Source organism: Flavihumibacter fluminis, from assembly GCF_021491375.1.
Lineage (GTDB): Bacteria > Bacteroidota > Bacteroidia > Chitinophagales > Chitinophagaceae > Flavihumibacter > Flavihumibacter fluminis.
The window spans coordinates 107,488-124,535 of record NZ_JAKEVY010000007.1; the positions used below are offsets into that span (position 1 = coordinate 107,488).

The window sequence follows — 17,048 nt, forward strand, 5'->3', positions numbered from 1 at the left end:
TTCAATAGCAGCTTCTGTTAAGAAGTCGTTTTTATTTAGCGATAGTCAGTTTCCTGGTTACAAGCTGATTGCCCTGCTGAATCTGCAGGAAATACACACCAGGTGTAAGCCCGCCTACCTGCATCTGCAATTGGTTAGTTCCATTCTGTACTGCCATACGTTGTCCTTTTACCTGTCTTCCGTTCAGGTCAATAATCCGAATTTCTGCTGATCCGGCTTTTTGAGCAGGCCAGGTGATTAGCAAACGATCCTGTACCGGGTTTGGATAAACTTTAAACAATGGCATCAACTGGGCACCTGCTTCCATTTCGCTGGCAATTGCTGCACTGCTGCTTTCATCATTGTCATCATCGTCATCATCGTCATTGTCTCCTTCTTTTTTAAAACTCAACTTCAGCGAATAACAATTTTTAGCATGATAAGCCCCGTTTTTACCAACAACATAAATAGTATAGCGCTCTTTCTTTTTGACATTATCAAGTTCTATCAATTCGTTGTTCTGACCGGTTTGAATGCTGCTAGAAATGAGCTTGCCCCTTGAATCGTATAAATAAATATCGAAATCTGCAGGAAGGTTGGTCAATTCAACTTTTAATCCTCTGTTTGGATTTTTTGCATTGAAATAGAACCTGTCTGTATCCAGTGGATTTGATATCAGCGCCTTAATGGATGAATTCATTTTTAATTCAGTGCCAAGTAAACTGATTCGTTCATATGGATCAGAGCAGTTTTGAGAAACCGGTCCTTCTGCAGGCTTGATGGCGAGATTGGAAAAATACAATAGGCCAATACCCTTTTCATTTACTAGAATTGGAGCAGCCTGGTTATCGTGACCAATAAAACTCAGGCCGGTGGGGTTTCCATCGGTTCCCGGACCACGAATAAAATCGATGATGATATTATTCTTGTTAATCGAAATTCCGGTAATGGGAAAAACTCCTCCTTCCAGCCGGAAGGAGCTATTGAGATCACCTAAAGCACTATAGGTGGCTTTATTATCTTCCAGGCTAAGGGTAACCTGGGTTGCCAGGTTTTCATCCCCTACTGCTGTAAAAGAGGCCTGCTTTGGTGCTGGTGCGTAAATAGAAGAGGGTAGATTTTTTACATTGTAGATTTCTTTTTTGAGAAGATTTGTTATCCAGTCTCCAAACAGGCCATACCCGTTTGGAAAATTGTAGTGACAATAATTAATAATACCGCCATCAAACAACTGTTGTGTAGCACCTGTTGACATGATGCTGATATCTTTTTTTTCATCGTCGAGCTGGCGTTGGGCCTCCTGAATCTGTAGTGCGCCATCAACGGAAGCGATTCCACATCCAAAGCGAATCTGAAAAAGGCAGACACCTGCGATGCCAGGAAAATCTTTTTTCCAATCTTCATATAAGGTGAGGAATGCCTGCTTGTACTGCTCGGTAGTTAGCTGCGTACCACTCAAAGCACCCAATGCATCGGATTCACCCTGGTGCCATACAATAGCCCGGATGTTTTTTTGAAGCCCTGCTTCTTTTACCCGGCTTAGTAATCTTCCGTAGTTTGAACTAAGGTCATCCGGATTGGCATCATTGCGCTGAAAAAAATTAATCGGCTGTCCGGGGTCAGCCCCATTGAAGATGGCAATCGGAATTTTCAGATCACCTGCCAGGTTGGATGCCATCCGCATACCCCATTGTCCGGTGTTACCATTGTTTTCAAACCATACATTACCATCACCAATGAACCATTCTTTGGTGAAACCGTAGGTGCTACTGCCGCTGCCGTATACCCGAACAAAGTTCCGGTTAGGTGCGTTAGCCGGAGCATTCGCATCGTTTTCAGGAGTGAAATTACCCCGAAGGTTGGCAACCGCGTTGGATTGTCCCTGGATGATAAAGGCATCTCCGGCCACTACCTGGTCAGCTGATTGAAGCAGGGTTTGGGTGAGTCCCTTGACTCCGAAGAGATCGAACCGGTATTCAGCCAGCTCGGCCTTAATATCTTCTCTGAATTTAAAGTCAGCTTTCCCATTTCTGTATTTCAGCAGTAAAGAACGTTGTTCAACCAGCCGGTTGTTCCTGTATTTTTTCAGCAACAGGACATTGTACCCGGTAGCTGCATCAATGCTGCCGGTAATGGGGATCTCCGCTTTATTGTTTTTTGGATTTCTTGGATATAGCTGTCTGTTCTGGGGATATTGGCTGATCTGAGCGATCGTCTGAAGCACAACAACTGCAAAAAAGAGCGTAAGCGTCGGCCCCCGCCAATGGCGGAGAAAGGCCGGATTGCTGATTTTCATAATTACTAAGGTTTACTGAATAGTTGCAGTCAATTTACGGTTAATTATCATGTCTCCATGATTAATTTTTAACACATAATTTCCTCTTGGGAGATTAGGTAGTGACAATCGATATTGTATTGGTCCGGTTGCCAGTTTTTCTTCTTTTACAACCCAGATTCGTCCCATCATATCAATGATGCTGAAGGTTGTTTTTGAATTGGCAACAGCCTGGAATTCAACGATCAGGTAATTGCTTACCGGATTCGGATAAAGTCTTAATCCATGCATCGGAATTAAGTTTGCATCTGTAATTTCCAAAGCAGGGCCTATTCCCAGCTGATTGGTTCCTGAACCGAAAGCAGGAGATCCGGCAGGCAACGGACTGGAAAATGCCTCTCCTCTGATTTGATAACAAACAGATGGCACTACAGTTCCTGTTTTACTGGTCACTCTGATTCGGTAGTTGGTATTTGATGGACCAAGGTTATAGTTGATTACTTCTGCAGTTGTACCACTGTTGGTAGAACTAGCCAATTCATTTCCGTTTACATCATAGAGATACAAATCATAATCTGCAGGTAAACCCCAAAGACTGATTTTAAAATACTGGAAATTCCAGGTTCTGAAACTGAACCAGTCAACATCGGAACTGCTTGCCAGAGAGGCAGACTGATTTGTATTATGCGCTAATGTTTTTGATTCACTGATCGAATTGTTTGGTTCATAATTATCAGGGCAGGGGGGATCATTGGAAGGGGTCGGATCCGGATCTGGTGTTGGATCTGGTGTTGGATCAGCAGTGGGTGGTGGAGTTGGATTTGCGAGTGGACTGGAGAATGCTTCCAGAAGTAATGAGTAACAACGGCTGGGATCATTCGCTCCATTCTTGCCGACCACTCTCAACCGATAACTGGCATCTGCTAACCCATCATTGTATATGATGGTCTCATCTCCAGTTCCGGTGTTGGTTACTGAGCGAATGAGTTCACCGGTCGTTGAATAGATATACAAATCATAATCTGCCGGAAGGTTGCTTAATCGAACCCTGAAATACCTGAAACTCCAGATTCTGATATTAAACCAGTCTTCATCGGAACTGCTGGCAATGGAACCCTGAATAGATGTATTGTGTGGCAGGGATTTTCCTGTAGTAATTGAATTATTCGGTTCATAGTTATCCGGACAGATAGTTCCTCCTGATGGTGGAGGTGTTCCTGATCCTCCTGAGATGGGAAAATATTCGAAGTTGATAAGTCCCAACCCCTGGTTATTGGTTATGATGGGCGAAGCTCCACCCTGGTGATTGCGATAGGATATACTGGTTGGGTTATTAAAAGTGCCTGAGTTTCGAGAGAAACTGATATAAATGGTATTCCCGTTGATGCTTACAGATTGAATGAAATAGCTTCCTCCATCAAGACGGAAATCCTGACTGATGTCTCCAGACAGATTAAAATTGGACTGCTGGTCTCTAAGTGTCAGTGCAATTTGAGTAGCAGCACCTGAACTGTTAAAGGAAGAAAAGCTGGCTGATATTGGTTCAGGGGATTCTATTGATGCCGGCATGGAAGCTCCGTAAAGATCTCTGCGGACCAGGGAAGTTAGCCAATCACCGATATTACGATATCCATCAACAAAATTGTAGTGGCAAAATCCAAGGCCGTTATTTTCAAATAGCTGACTGGTATTGGTACTTGCGATTGTCAGTATTTCAGCAGACTCTTTGTCAAGCTGTCTTTGTGCTTCCTGTACTCTGAGTGTATTATCCGGAGAACTGATTCCACAACCATGTCTGATTTGTACGATATAAAACCGATTTAATCCCGGGTAATCCGATTTCCAATCCTGCTGCAGACTTGTAAATCCGTTTTTGTATTGCTGGGTTGAAAGTTGTGTGCTGCTCAGCATTCCCTGGTTATCGGATTCTCCCTGGTACCAAAATAAGGCCCGAATATTATTTTTTAATCCGGCTTCTTCTATTCTGCGAAGCAGTCTGCCGTAATTGGTATTGGTTGAGGTTGGGTTGGCATCGTTTCGCTGAAAATAATTAAGCGGCTCTCCTGGTATTGCGCCATTAATGATAGCCACAGGTACATTGGTGGCGCCAACAAGATTCGACCCCAAACGCATACCCCATTGACCAATATGGCCATCTACATCATACCATACATTACCTTTTCCAATGAACCAGCTTTTGGTATAACTCATGGTTGTACTACCACTGCCGTATACCCGAACAAAATTTCTGAATGGAGCGTTGCTCGGATCATCTGCATTGTTCGCAGTATTCCCACTGCCGCGCAAATTGGCTACAGCATTTGATTGCCCCTGAATTATATAAGCATCACCAGCAACTACATTATTGGCCGTCCGAATATGATTTTCCGACCACCTGGTTGCTCCGTAAAGAGCAAATCGGTAGTTGTTTCGCTCTGCCGGAATCTGAACACTAAAGTTGTAAGAAGCGGTACCATTAAAATAATTGAGCGTAAAGGAATAGCTATTGATCCAGTTACCATCCCGGTAAACATACAAGCGCATTTGCCGGTAGTTGGAAGTTTGCGATACCTTGCCTGACACCGTTACTGTTGCCCTGTTGGTGTTCAAGTCTCTTGGGTATAACTGATTGTCGGATGGAAAGACGGATATCTGCGCATGGAGCGTGGATACCAATAGCGTACACGAAAGCAGACATGCCAATACAGTTGACATGTAATGCCAGGGGCGATGGGGTTTCATGCCTAGAAGTTTCTACGGTTTAAAAAACAAACGGTTTACGCTAATAATCGGAGACAGGAAAGAATCAGTAAGGTAGGATTGCAGGCTGGTCGATTCGTGTAGTATTATAAAGATAATTTATTTTGAATATAAGTTGGAGAGAAGTGATAAAAAATAATGGCCTGAAGTCCAAAAATCAAAAATCAAGTAGTTTTACGAAAGAGTATAACAGTATACTATATAGCAGATTTATTTTTTGAAATAGATAAGAAAAAAAAGAGGCGCTCACAAAGCGCCTCTTTTTTTATACTTGCTTGAAATTATTTTCTTTCCAGCAATTGGTAGAACTGATCAAGTTGAGGAAGAATTACAATCCGGGTACGACGGTTAGCCGCTTTCCCAGCTGCAGTTGAATTGTCAGCTACAGGTTTGTATTCGCCACGACCAGCAGCAGCCATCTTAGCAGGATCAAGACCATGTTTTTTCTGAAGCACTTTTACCACACTGGTAGCACGCATTACACTCAGGTCCCAATTGTCTTTAATGATACCAATATTTCCACGAATTTCATTGTTGTCTGTATGACCTTCCACCATGAATTCGATATCAGGCTGGTTCTTCAGTACTAAAGCTACTTTGCCCAGTACTTCTTCTGCTCTTGGAGTGATGGCATAGCTACCGCTTTTGAACAGCAGTTTGTCGGAAATATCAACATACACTACTCCTTTGTCAACTTTAATGTTGATGTCTTCGTCTTCCATGTTGCCAATGGCGCCTTTAAGGTTCATAACCAGAGCCATGTTCAGTGAATCTTTCTTAGCCATTTGGGTTTGCAGATCCTGGATATAAGCATCTTTCAATCCCAGGTTTTCCATGGATTTTTTAATGCTTTCAGCCTGAGAAGCAGAAATCACAGAGAGATCCTGCAGTTGTTTCAAGGCAGTGGTGTTGTTTTCTTTCAAAAAATCCATCTGCTTGTTCAGATTCGCAATTTCAGATTCCAATCCGGCCCTTTTACGAGCTTCTTCTGCTTTAGCGTCTTCGCAGCTTTTCAGATCGTTTTGCAATTGATTGTGCTTGTCGCTCAATTCCGCGTAACGGGCCTGTTCAGCTTTGAATTTTTTGGAGCTTACACAGGAGATCATGGAAACTGATGTGAAAGCTGCAAGTACTAAGTAAGAAACTTTCATTTGGTTTTAGTTTTTAGTTAAAATTTCGCATAAATGTACGTCTAACTATCAAGTTTTGTACCTCAATTTGGGGACTTTTAACAACACTTGAAAGTATAGTCAAGAAACATAATGTGTTCTGCCTAATTGCCTTTCAAATCTTGCATTCCCAATTCGGGGTATCTCCCTTTTATCGGAGCAAAAAAATCCACAATTTTCGGAAAATCCGCCTCCGGGCTTTCACCAGGATAAAAGGGTTTTGATAGCTTCAATTCTTTTTTAGAAAAATCCATGCCAGCCATTACAATAGGTACCCTGGCAAGTTTGGCAATATGCCAGAAACCGGTTTTGAGTCGCTCCACTTTTTTCCTTGTCCCTTCCGGAGATAAGGCCAGGACGAAATGCTGGCGTCTGGCAAACTCCTGTACTACCTGTTCAACAAGGTTATTCTTACTGTTTCTGTCCACAGGAACTCCTCCGGTTGCTTTGAAGAACCAGCCAAAAGGTCCGTCAAATAATTCTTTTTTACCAAGGTAATGGGCATAGGGGATTGGAATGACACTTCGTGCAGCCATACCTGTTACAACATCCCAGGCACTTGTGTGGGGGCCTACAATAATGATAGCCCGGGTGAGTCCGGAAGGCCATTCCCCTTCCAGCTTCCAGTGCTTCCATTTCCACCACCATTTCCAGAATAGTCTGCCAGTCATATTGATTGAACAAATATAAAAAAGGCTGTCACAAGGACAGCCAGACAATTTTATTCAGTCTCAGATCAGAGTACCAGGACTCCTTTCGCTATAAATTGTACTTCTTTCTTTGGAGCTTTAATTTTTTCAATTTCATCAGCAGGCTTGCCGGCATCCTTGGCATAATGCTTCTGCTGCTTCACGGAAACTTCTTTAACTATGGCTTCTCCATCCAACACAACTTCTTTTCCCTGGATATCTTTTGGCATAAAGAAACCATAATCCTTAAACTTAACCATCAGGGTTTCTCCGTTCTCCTTCTCTACTTTCATCCAACAGCCCTTTTCCTGGCAAACTTCTACCACCTTGCCACTGATTTTTCCAGTATATCCGGAATTGGTCATCTTGGAAGACAACTCATTCACACTAATTGCACCCTCTGCACTTGTCCCGGAACCATAAGTTACACCCTTGTTTGCGGAAACAGGCGATTGAGCAGTAACTGATCCGGTCAATACAAATAAACCTATGGCTAAACTGAGTATTCTCATGATTTTACTGATTTACGGACAAAGATACAATTCCGGAACTACAACTGCCCAGGTGCTCCGGCTCCTTATGTGAAAAAAATACTAAAAGGTCAAGCGTGATATAGCGGTAAAAATTTTAGTGAAAACTTGCTAAATATATTAGTGTTGATATTTATTTCTCTTCTATCTTTGCTGGACAAATAAATTTGAACAGTACTAAAAACAACAGCTATATGTCAAATGCAGAAAAATTGAAGGCGCTGAAGCTGACCATGGACAAAATCGATAAGGATTTTGGTAAAGGGTCCGTGATGATGATGAACGAACGATCATCAGAACCCCAGGAAGTTGTGTCTACGGGATCACTGGGTCTGGATGTGGCCCTTGGCATTGGTGGTTTCCCCAGAGGGAGGATCATTGAAATATACGGACCGGAATCTTCCGGTAAAACCACCATTGCGATTCATGCCATCGCTGAAGCCCAGAAAAAAGGTGGTATGTGCGCCATTATTGATGCCGAACATGCTTTTGACAGTAGTTATGCTAAAAAATTAGGTGTGGATGTTGATAATCTTTTGATTTCCCAGCCTGATTATGGTGAACAGGCACTGGAAATTGCAGACCGTCTGATTTTATCCGGAGCGCTGGATGTAGTAGTTATTGACTCAGTAGCTGCCCTGGTTCCAAAAGGTGAACTGGAAGGGGAGATGGGCGACAGTAAAATGGGATTGCAGGCGAGATTGATGAGCCAGGCACTTCGGAAACTTACTGCAACTATTAATAAAACAAACACCATCTGCATCTTTATTAACCAGTTGAGAGAAAAGATTGGTGTTATGTTCGGCAATCCTGAAACAACTACCGGTGGTAATGCACTAAAATTTTATGCATCAGTGAGGCTGGATATCCGCCGGATGAGCCAGATCAAGGATGGCGATGAAGCTGTTGGTAACCGGGTGAAGGTAAAGGTGGTGAAGAACAAAGTAGCTCCTCCTTTCCGGGCGGCAGAATTCGATATTATTTTTGGGGAGGGAATTTCCAAAGTAGGTGAAATTATTGATATGGGAGTGGATCTTGGTATCGTTCAAAAAAGCGGTAGCTGGTTCAGTTATAATTCGGACAAACTGGGGCAGGGAAGGGACTCCGTAAAACAACTGTTACGGGATAACCCAGAATTGCAGGCAGAGATTGAAAAGAAAATACGGGAAAAAATTGCTGAAATGCAAGCAGCATAAAAAAACGAAAGGCCGGAGATTTTTTGATCCGGCCTTTTTTGTTGGTCTTTTACGATTTCCTATTTTGCATCAATGACCTTATGCAACAGGTGCCTGTTTGGGGCTATTTTTTTTATCTTTTCTCTCCCGGTTTTTGGCCAGGAAGATAGTATCCCAGTCAATTATTACCGGATTAATAAAACATATATCGGCAGTTATTTTACGGATTTTCCCAAGGTAGTAGCCGCACCTGTAAGTTATTCCAGAAAAGACTGGACTACTGTTGCAATTGTAGTGGCGGGTACCGGAGCTGTGATGACGCTGGACAGGAGTATCAAACAATGGGTTCAGGCTAACCGCAATAACTTCTTTAGCCAAACCTCCAGAATCATAGAACCATTTGGCAATGAATACTCCCCTTACATAGTTGGTGCCATGTATCTGACGGGCGTTTTAATGAAAGACCGGAGGATGGAACATGTTTCCCTTGTATCTGCAAAATCCCTTGTTTTTACTACTTTACTGACTGCGGGATCAAAACAATTGGTCAGACGCCGTCGTCCCGCTTACACAGATGATCCTTTTGAAGTTAATAGCATGTTCCAGGGTGGACGTGAGTGGACTTCTTTCCCATCTGGTCATGCAAATACTGTATTCACGGTAGCAACTGCAATTGCACTACAGTACAATGACAAAAAATGGGTGCCTTACGTCGCTTATGGTATTGCAGGTTTAACCGGGGTGTCCAGGATTTATGACAATAGGCACTGGGCAACAGATGTAATAATTGGAGCTGCTATGGGACATTTTATTACCAAAACCTTGTATCGCATTGAAGAAGCAAAGGCAAGGAAGAAAGAGTTGATAACGCTCTCGTTCTAGTTCGGGTCCTTATTTCAGTACTTTAAGTTTAACCATTTCAATTCGGGTATGACTTACCGATAGAATTTCAAACTCAAAATTGTCAATGATAATCCTTTCCTTGATCTTGGGAATGGTTTCGTGATGTTGGATGATAAATCCTGAAAGTGTTTCGGCTTCCTCCCTGGAGAATTCAAGATCATATTTCTCGCGCAGGTAATCCAGTTCCAGTCTCCCTGAAAAAATGAATTCCCGGTCATTTAACTTTTTCTCTTCCAATTCTTCCGTGTCGTGTTCGTCCTGGATCTCTCCGAAAATTTCTTCCAGCAGGTCTTCCATAGTTACAATACCGGAAGTGCCGCCAAACTCATCCACCACCCAGGCCATACTTTTACGTTCCCTGGTGAATTTGTTGATCAGGTCCGTCGCATTCATACTTTCCGGAACAGCCGGAATGGGTAGCAATACTTCTGAAATGGTGGCTGGCTTTTCAAACATATCCAGTTGGTGTATATAGCCTACGATATGATCAATGTTTCCTTCGTATACGACAAGTTTACTTAGTTTGGTTTCAATAAACCGCTCCAATGCCTTGTCAACTGAATTGTTTATTTCAATGCCCTCAATCTCTTTTCTTGGTATCAGACATTGCCTAACCCTTACTGTTGGAAGTGATAGCGCATTTTCAATCAGGTGGGCATTCATATCCTGTCCGTCGCCTTCCGACTCATAACTGGTTTGCTGGTAGTAACTGTCCTGGTCTACTCTGAAAAAACTTTCTTTCTTTTCATCAATGCGGACGTTGAAAAAATACTTCAGAATCGCATGTGATAAGGTAACCAGCATATCGGCCACCGGATGTGTAATCCAGAAGAAAAAATTGGCAAAGGAGGCTACTCCTGAATTGAGTAACCATTCATTTTTCGATCGCCAAATAGCCCTTGGCAGGAATTCGCCAAAAAAAATAAATATGATTCCTGCAAGTGTTATTTCTACAAACAAATGAGTGAAATCGGCTGCCCCTTCCGGAAGAATTTTTTCAAGGTATAACCAGGCCGGCTCCAAAGCCTGACCGATCATTAATCCATAAGCAACCAAACAGAAGGTTAGCCAAATCAACACAACCCCGATAAAGAGTGAGGATCGTTCAAAAAAATAACTGACCAATGTACCGCCCGTTCTTCCCTGCTTTTTTCGCAATTCCACAGAAAGGCGGTTAATGCTTCCAAAAGCAGCTTCAATGCCAACGAAAAAGCCTGCCAGCAAAAGGAAAAATACAATAAGGCCGATCGTGTTCCAGTTCATACACTACGAATATAAGCATAGTTTTGGCATAGAAAGAACTGCCGTCTGCGCTTTACCGGTTAAGAAAAGAACCAATTAATGCAGCAGCTTCCTGGCAGGCTTTCTCCAGTTGATCATTTACGATTACATGATCAAAATGATGTTTGAAGCCGATTTCATAGGACGCTTTATTTACCCTGGCAGCCAGGCTCTCTGCTGATTCTGTACCCCTGCTTACCAAGCGTTTTTGCAGTTCTTCTACTGAAGGTGGTTCGATAAACAGCGAAAGGGAATTGTGTGGGTATTGCTGTTGAATATGGATAGCCCCTTTTACATCTATGTCCAGCATGGGCACCTGGTGTAGTGACCAGATTCGTTCCATTTCAGACTTGAGCGTGCCATAATATTTACCTTCATAAACCATTTCCCATTCCATAAAATCATTTTGGCGGATATGATTTTTGAATTCTTCTACCGACATGAAATAATAATCTTTTCCATGTTGCTCCATGCCTCTAGGTGAACGGGTTGCAGCAGATATAGAAAAAGCCAATTGAGGAAACTGTTTCAGAAGATAACGGGTGATAGATGTTTTCCCTGCTCCCGAAGGGGCAGTTATGATGATGATTTTTTTATTGCTGTATTCCATCAGATCCTTTTAATATCCGCTCCTAATGCTTTGAGTCTGGTGTCTATATATTGATATCCGCGGTCAATCTGTTCGATATTCTGAATGATACTTTTCCCTTCAGCACTCAAGGCTGCTATGAGCAGAGAAACTCCCGCACGAATGTCCGGACTACTCATTGTAATTCCTCTCAGTTTTTGTTCGCGGCCATGCCCGATCACTGCAGCGCGGTGGGGATCACATAAAATAATCTGGGCACCCATGTCAATCAGTTTGTCAACAAAAAACAAACGACTCTCAAACATCTTCTGGTGAATCAATACAGACCCCTTGGCCTGCGTTGCTACTACCAGTACAATACTCAGGAGGTCAGGTGTAAATCCAGGCCAGGGATGATCTGAAATGGTGAGTACTGATCCATCCAGAAATGATTGAATCTCATATACTTCCTGCTCTGGTATCAGGATATCATCTCCCCGGAATTCCATTTGAATTCCCAATTGCCGGAATTTTTCAGGGATAATTCCAAGGTGCTCAATGCCGGCTCCCTTTATTTCGATCTGGCTCTGCGTCATGGCTGCCAGGCCAATGAAGGAACCAACTTCTATCATATCAGGCAGCATGCTGTGCTCTGTACCTCCCAAATAATCTACCCCTTCAATAGTCAAGAGATTACTTCCAATACCCCTGATTTTCGCACCCATCCGATTCAGCATTTTACATAATTGCTGCAAATAGGGCTCACAAGCTGCATTGTAAATGGTTGTTTCTCCTTTGGCCATCACGGCTGCCATCAAAATATTGGCAGTTCCTGTTACAGAGGGTTCATCCAGCAACATGTAACAACCTTTCAACTGAGAGGCATCAAGATGAAAAAAACCATCCTCCGGATGGTATTCAAACCGGGTACCCAATTTTTCAAAACCGATAATATGTGTATCAAGGCGCCTGCGACCAATTTTATCGCCACCGGGTTTTGGAATGTATGCCGTTTTAAAACGTGCTAGCAGTGGTCCTGCCAACATTACAGATCCACGAAGCCTGCCGCTTTTATTTCGGAATTCAATACTATTCAGGTAATCTATATTTATATCATCTGCCTTGAAAACAGCAGTATGCCTGTCGATCCGGTTTATTTTAACTCCGATATCTCCGAGTAATTCAATCAGTAAATTGACATCGAGAATGTCTGGTATGTTTTCAATCCGGACTTCTTCCGGGGTTAAAAGGACAGCGCACAGAATTTGAAGCGCTTCGTTTTTGGCACCCTGGGGAATAATACTACCCGAGAGCTTTTTGCCTCCGGTTACTTCAAAACGATCCATGAAGTTGATGGATTAGTGTGGTAATGATTGGACAGTTATTTAAACCGCTTCTTGAACTTTTGACCGCGGTTGCCGCCATTGCGGTTGTCGCCGCCGCCACCCCGTGAATCACGTTGTTCATTCCGGCCCTGATTTCCTCCGCCACGTTGCTGGAACTTCTGAGGTCGTTTTCCTCCGCCACCCCGATAATCACGCTGACCTTCATTGGCGCGGTAAGCTTTCACAAAGGGTGTATTGGTGAACTCCAATTGACCTCCTGTGATTGAGTTCAATTCGCTTTGAATGGCATCATCGTGCACATTTTCCTTATGCCAGTTGCTGTAAGCCAGCTTCATATAATAAGCGATTGCATTGGCGAATCCCTGTCTTTTCTCCGGATTTTCCTCCGCAAGCGCTTTCTGAATTACTACCTCAATATTTTTTCCAATATGCGAATACCGGGGGTATCCTTTGGGATATCGAAGTGGGGAAGGTTTTGCTTTCAGCGTCTCCTTGGTAGGAATCGGGTAGGGTGATTCCACTTCCAGTTTAAAGTCTGATATGAGAAATAGGTGATCCCAAAGTTTATGACGGAAATCTTCTACATTCTTAAGATGAGGGTTTAAAAAACCCATCAGTTCGATCACCGCCTTGGCATTCTTCTGTCTTTTTTCTGTGTCTTCCAGCGACATCAGGTATTCAATCATGTTTTGAATATGCCTTCCGTACTCGCGCATCACAAGGTGATTTCTGGTAGTGTTGTATTCCATTCAGTCAAATTGTCGTATTGCAAATGTAAGTCTTGAGATTCAGGAAAATGCAGCAATTTGCAGCGTTTCTTTAAATATGAGCATGAAATCCATAGCCTGTTTTATTGATCCCCTTGTTTCTGCCAGTCCGGAAACGGTGGAAGCCGCGTTCCAGGAAGTTCTACCATCACTTTTCAGCCGGCTGCCGGAATACCGTTTTTTCCTGTTAAGCAGCTTTCCTGATTTAACCTGGGAAGAAAACGTTCGGAGCCAGGTGGAACTGGTGCAGCTTCCCATACCCAAAATTTTCCTGGCGAGTTATGAAACCAGGTTGAAAAAAGGGCTGAAAACCTGGATTGATCACCATCAGCCTTCAGTTTACATCAGCTTTGACAAAGAAGCGGTGGTTGAAGGTGCCCGAAATACCCTGTTGTTTAGTACGGCATCTCACCTCCTTGTTGATTCGAAGGGAAAAAGAATGACAAAAGCACCGGCAAAATTACCGGCCTGGACCGGTTCGAGCATGATTTGCCTTCCGTTTACCTCTGATAAACAGCAGGTCCTTCAGGTTTTTCCAGCTATAGAAAACCAACTAAAAGTACAATATCCGGCCCTTCAGCCTGATTGTCATTCAATTTCCTGGTCGGAACAGGAAACCATTAAAATAAGGCATTCAGGAGGACGGGATTATTTTCTCTATGTCGGCCCCCTACATGCCGGCAATGAAATCATAGAGTTGCTGAAATCCTATTCCCTCTTAAAAAAATGGCTGATGACCGGTATGCCGTTGATACTTGCTGGTCCGGCTACCGAAGAAACTCCCCAGTTGGAGTCCCTTCTTAAAACCTATAAATACCGGTCAGACGTAACCCTGTTGCCGGATCTGGACCAGGTTGAATTAAGTCCGCTTTTGGCAGGCGCCTACCTGATGGCTTATCCCTACCGTGAGGGCGCTGCAACATGGCCTTTGGAATGGGCAATGAGTGCAGGAACGCCGTTGATTACGACCAGTCATCCGGATACGAAAGAAATTTGTGGGGAGGGAGCCTGGTATGCCCCTTCCGGAGACCTGGATGCATGGGCGCATCAGATGATGTTGCTATATAAGGATGAACATCAACGAAGCCAGCTTATTGAAAAGGAACAGCAGCAGCACATGGTCCGGAATCAGTCGCTCACACTTGACCAGTACACCCTTATTATCCGTCAGCTTTCTGCCTGATTAATCCTAGTTTTGCAGCCATAAACAGCTTATATGCAGCAATCTACAATTACTATTGATGTTCAACTGGATCCCGATAAAGTTCCCGCTCAGATCAGCTGGAGTGCTACTGCAAGTACTGCCGAAGAAGCTCAAAAAGCGAAAGCAATGATGCTCGCTTTCTGGGATGGAGCAGAAAAAACCGCTCTCCGCATTGATCTTTGGACCAAGGATATGATGGTGGATGAAATGGCTGATTTTTTCTACCAGACCTTGTTGACAATGGCTGATACCTATCAGCGGGCCACCCGCAACGAAGAACAGGTAAACGATCTCCGAAATTTCGCAAAAGATTTTTATAAAAAATTCCAGGAGCAGCAAATGAAGGAAAACCAGTTGAAGTGAGAAGTCAGACGTGAGACGTGAGAAATCAGACGTGAGACAATCAATTTTTCCTTCTTCCTTTTCTCCATTCTTCCATTCCTCCTTTAAATTACATACCATGACATTAGAAGAAAAAATAATGGCCGAAATGAAAGAGGCCATGAAAGCAAAAAACGAAGCTGCGTTAAGAGGGCTGCGTGCCATTAAAGCTGAAATTATCAAAGCCAAAACAGAGCCCGGGGCGAATGGTCAGCTTTCTGAGGAGAATGCTGCCAAAATGTTGCAAAAAATGGTAAAACAGCGTCGGGATTCTCTGGAAATATTTAAACAACAAAACCGGGATGACCTGGCTGCTAAAGAACAGGAAGAGATAGCTGTAATTGAACAGTTTCTTCCAAAACAATTGAACGAAGAAGAGCTTCGGGAAGCGTTGAAAACCATAATCGCTGAAACAGGCGCCAGTTCGGTTGCGGATCTGGGTAAGGTGATGGGAGTAGCTACTAAAAAGCTGGCCGGACAGGCGGATGGAAAAGCCATATCTGCGCTGGTTAAATCACTTTTGTCCTAATCATCAATGACCGGTCGGGTAACCAACTTATAACAAACCTGCTGATTTGATAGATATAGTAACTTTTCTGGTGTTGGCTCTTGCAGTATTCAAGGGAATCCGCAACGGGTTGGTGATGGCTATTTTTTCATCTATCGCCCTGTTTCTTGGCGTATTGGCTGCATTGAAACTATCCGCCACTACCGCCGTATGGCTGGAAGATACTGTTCAGGTTTCCGCCCGATGGTTACCCTTATTGTCTTTCCTGTTGGTTTTTATTGTTGTAGTGATCCTCATAAACATGATAGGGAAACTGCTGGAAAAAACAACCGAATGGGCTTTCTTAGGTTGGGCAAACAAGGCAGCCGGAATCGTTTTTTACGCTGTCATCTACCTGCTGATATGGTCGTTATTTATTTTTTACCTGGATAAATTATCACTGATCAGTCAGGAAGCAATGGAATCTTCTGTTACTTATCCTATAATTGCACCGTGGGGTCCTGATGCGGTTGACTGGATTGCCTCGGTAATTCCGGTTTTCAAGGATATTATGAATGATATTGGTGGATTCCTGGAGCGATTTTCAGAAGAAAAAAATCCATCCATACGTACTGTTTAGCAACCTGGCGGGAGATGGCGCTACTAGTAATTATTGAGCTAAATGGACTATTTTAGCAATTCATTGGAAGTATTATTTTTACGAAGAGATGCAATACGAGATCAAACAGCTGGATAAATTCAAGTACATCGAGGAAGGGGAAGGTGAACCTTTGGTCCTGCTCCATGGTCTTTTTGGGGCCCTTAGCAATTTCAGAGACCTGATCGAATACTTTCGGAATCACTATAAAGTGGTGGTTCCCATGCTGCCGTTGTTTGAACTTGACATCCTGCATACTTCAGTGGGAGGTCTGCAGAAATTTGTTTACAAATTCATAGAAGCAAAAGATTACCGGAATATCCATTTACTTGGCAACTCACTGGGCGGACATGTAGGTCTTGTTCATGTTTTAAAGCATCCCGAAAGAATTCGTAGCCTGATCCTGACCGGTAGTTCGGGACTGTTTGAGAATGGAATGGGGGATACCTATCCCAAACGTGGCGACTACGAATACATCAAGAAAAAAACTGAAGTCACGTTTTATGACCCCAAAATGGCTACCAAAGAGTTAGTGGATGAAGTATATGAAATCACTACCAGCCGCCTGAAAGTCATAAAGATCATCGCTCTAGCGAAAAGCGCGATCCGCAACAATTTAGGTGAGGAATTAAGCCAGATTCAGCAACCAACCCTCCTTGTCTGGGGAAATAATGACACCATTACCCCTCCTTTTGTTGGGAGAGAGTTTAATAGATTGATTCCCAATAGCGAACTGCACTTTATCGATAAATGCGGACATGCCCCAATGATGGAGCGTCCTGAAGAATTCAACAAAATTCTTCATAAATTTTTGACGAAACTCAATGAGCCGGCAGCGGTTGCCTGAGAATTGTCGTCTATACATAAACGAAACAA

At 43.2% G+C, this 17,048-nt stretch carries 16 protein-coding genes; 7 read left to right on the forward strand and 9 right to left on the reverse strand.

Annotated features, from left to right (window positions below; translation table 11 throughout):
• Positions 1–31: 31 nt before the first annotated feature.
• The 5 genes from L0U88_RS19960 to L0U88_RS19980 form a co-directional block, all read right to left on the reverse strand.
• On the reverse strand, positions 32–2,275 hold the full coding sequence (locus tag L0U88_RS19960) for a T9SS type A sorting domain-containing protein (protein WP_234868523.1): 2,244 nt from the start codon (positions 2,273–2,275) through the stop codon (positions 32–34).
• A 12-nt stretch (positions 2,276–2,287) separates the two neighbouring features.
• Positions 2,288–4,996 (reverse strand): sialate O-acetylesterase, encoded by a 2,709-nt coding sequence (locus L0U88_RS19965; protein WP_234868525.1) that lies wholly within the window; start codon positions 4,994–4,996, stop codon positions 2,288–2,290.
• A 299-nt stretch (positions 4,997–5,295) separates the two neighbouring features.
• A complete protein-coding gene (locus tag L0U88_RS19970; RefSeq protein WP_234868527.1) occupies positions 5,296–6,165 on the reverse strand; it encodes an OmpA/MotB family protein in 870 nt (289 codons plus the stop codon).
• Positions 6,166–6,287: 122 nt separating this feature from the next.
• Entirely contained in the window at positions 6,288–6,854 is a 567-nt protein-coding gene (locus L0U88_RS19975; protein WP_234868528.1) for a 1-acyl-sn-glycerol-3-phosphate acyltransferase, read from the reverse strand.
• A gap of 65 nt (positions 6,855–6,919) precedes the next feature.
• Complete coding sequence (locus tag L0U88_RS19980; RefSeq protein WP_234868530.1) at positions 6,920–7,384, reverse strand: DUF4920 domain-containing protein; 465 nt, start codon at positions 7,382–7,384, stop codon at positions 6,920–6,922.
• Between the two features lie 212 nt (positions 7,385–7,596).
• Between L0U88_RS19980 and recA the strand changes: the two genes are divergently transcribed.
• Both recA and L0U88_RS19990 read left to right on the forward strand, forming a co-directional pair.
• Positions 7,597–8,598, forward strand: coding sequence for a recombinase RecA (gene recA, locus L0U88_RS19985; RefSeq protein WP_234868532.1), 1,002 nt, complete (start codon positions 7,597–7,599; stop codon positions 8,596–8,598).
• Between the two features lie 72 nt (positions 8,599–8,670).
• A complete protein-coding gene (locus L0U88_RS19990) occupies positions 8,671–9,459 on the forward strand; it encodes a phosphatase PAP2 family protein (protein ID WP_234868534.1) in 789 nt (262 codons plus the stop codon).
• Positions 9,460–9,468: 9 nt separating this feature from the next.
• Here the strand turns inward: L0U88_RS19990 and L0U88_RS19995 are convergent, their stop codons facing one another.
• From L0U88_RS19995 to L0U88_RS20010, 4 genes are read right to left on the reverse strand one after another with little or no spacing between them, the layout of a single operon-like run.
• The gene (locus L0U88_RS19995; protein WP_234868536.1) at positions 9,469–10,743 is read right to left on the reverse strand and encodes a hemolysin family protein; all 1,275 of its coding nucleotides are present in this window, start codon (positions 10,741–10,743) and stop codon (positions 9,469–9,471) included.
• A 52-nt stretch (positions 10,744–10,795) separates the two neighbouring features.
• On the reverse strand, positions 10,796–11,371 hold the full coding sequence (gmk, locus tag L0U88_RS20000; RefSeq protein WP_234868538.1) for a guanylate kinase: 576 nt from the start codon (positions 11,369–11,371) through the stop codon (positions 10,796–10,798).
• On the reverse strand, positions 11,371–12,675 hold the full coding sequence (gene murA, locus L0U88_RS20005; protein WP_234868540.1) for a UDP-N-acetylglucosamine 1-carboxyvinyltransferase: 1,305 nt from the start codon (positions 12,673–12,675) through the stop codon (positions 11,371–11,373). Before murA ends, gmk begins: the two co-directional genes overlap by 1 nt.
• A 35-nt stretch (positions 12,676–12,710) precedes the next feature.
• Positions 12,711–13,424: a DUF4290 domain-containing protein gene (locus L0U88_RS20010; RefSeq protein WP_234868542.1), complete on the reverse strand. Its 714-nt coding sequence runs from the start codon at positions 13,422–13,424 to the stop codon at positions 12,711–12,713.
• A gap of 82 nt (positions 13,425–13,506) precedes the next feature.
• Between L0U88_RS20010 and L0U88_RS20015 the strand changes: the two genes are divergently transcribed.
• The 5 genes from L0U88_RS20015 (at position 13,507) to L0U88_RS20035 (ending at position 17,019) form a co-directional block, all read left to right on the forward strand.
• Positions 13,507–14,625, forward strand: coding sequence for a glycosyltransferase (locus L0U88_RS20015; RefSeq protein ID WP_234868544.1), 1,119 nt, complete (start codon positions 13,507–13,509; stop codon positions 14,623–14,625).
• Positions 14,626–14,658: 33 nt separating this feature from the next.
• A complete protein-coding gene (gene gldC / locus L0U88_RS20020; protein WP_234868545.1) occupies positions 14,659–15,009 on the forward strand; it encodes a gliding motility protein GldC in 351 nt (116 codons plus the stop codon).
• Positions 15,010–15,106: 97 nt separating this feature from the next.
• Positions 15,107–15,556, forward strand: a complete 450-nt coding sequence (locus L0U88_RS20025; protein WP_234868547.1) for a GatB/YqeY domain-containing protein — start codon at positions 15,107–15,109, stop codon at positions 15,554–15,556.
• 46 nt (positions 15,557–15,602) lie between these two features.
• On the forward strand, positions 15,603–16,154 hold the full coding sequence (locus L0U88_RS20030; protein ID WP_234868549.1) for a CvpA family protein: 552 nt from the start codon (positions 15,603–15,605) through the stop codon (positions 16,152–16,154).
• An 88-nt stretch (positions 16,155–16,242) separates the two neighbouring features.
• Positions 16,243–17,019, forward strand: coding sequence for an alpha/beta fold hydrolase (locus L0U88_RS20035; protein WP_234868550.1), 777 nt, complete (start codon positions 16,243–16,245; stop codon positions 17,017–17,019).
• Positions 17,020–17,048: the final 29 nt, after the last annotated feature.

Excerpts from the sequence above, each read along its gene's own strand:
- L0U88_RS19995 (WP_234868536.1), bottom strand. The coding sequence starts at position 10,743 with ATGAACTGGAACACGATCGGCCTTATTGTATTTTTCCTTTTGCTGGCA.
- L0U88_RS20010 (WP_234868542.1), bottom strand. The coding sequence starts at position 13,424 with ATGGAATACAACACTACCAGAAATCACCTTGTGATGCGCGAGTACGGA.
- gmk (WP_234868538.1), bottom strand. The coding sequence starts at position 11,371 with ATGGAATACAGCAATAAAAAAATCATCATCATAACTGCCCCTTCGGGA.
- L0U88_RS19965 (WP_234868525.1), bottom strand. The coding sequence starts at position 4,996 with ATGAAACCCCATCGCCCCTGGCATTACATGTCAACTGTATTGGCATGT.
- L0U88_RS20015 (WP_234868544.1), top strand. The coding sequence starts at position 13,507 with ATGAAATCCATAGCCTGTTTTATTGATCCCCTTGTTTCTGCCAGTCCG.
- recA (WP_234868532.1), top strand. The coding sequence starts at position 7,597 with ATGTCAAATGCAGAAAAATTGAAGGCGCTGAAGCTGACCATGGACAAA.
- L0U88_RS19960 (WP_234868523.1), bottom strand. The coding sequence starts at position 2,275 with ATGAAAATCAGCAATCCGGCCTTTCTCCGCCATTGGCGGGGGCCGACG.
- gldC (WP_234868545.1), top strand. The coding sequence starts at position 14,659 with ATGCAGCAATCTACAATTACTATTGATGTTCAACTGGATCCCGATAAA.
- L0U88_RS20035 (WP_234868550.1), top strand. The coding sequence starts at position 16,243 with ATGCAATACGAGATCAAACAGCTGGATAAATTCAAGTACATCGAGGAA.
- L0U88_RS19990 (WP_234868534.1), top strand. The coding sequence starts at position 8,671 with ATGACCTTATGCAACAGGTGCCTGTTTGGGGCTATTTTTTTTATCTTT.
- L0U88_RS20025 (WP_234868547.1), top strand. The coding sequence starts at position 15,107 with ATGACATTAGAAGAAAAAATAATGGCCGAAATGAAAGAGGCCATGAAA.
- L0U88_RS19980 (WP_234868530.1), bottom strand. The coding sequence starts at position 7,384 with ATGAGAATACTCAGTTTAGCCATAGGTTTATTTGTATTGACCGGATCA.
- murA (WP_234868540.1), bottom strand. The coding sequence starts at position 12,675 with ATGGATCGTTTTGAAGTAACCGGAGGCAAAAAGCTCTCGGGTAGTATT.
- L0U88_RS19970 (WP_234868527.1), bottom strand. The coding sequence starts at position 6,165 with ATGAAAGTTTCTTACTTAGTACTTGCAGCTTTCACATCAGTTTCCATG.
- L0U88_RS19975 (WP_234868528.1), bottom strand. The coding sequence starts at position 6,854 with ATGACTGGCAGACTATTCTGGAAATGGTGGTGGAAATGGAAGCACTGG.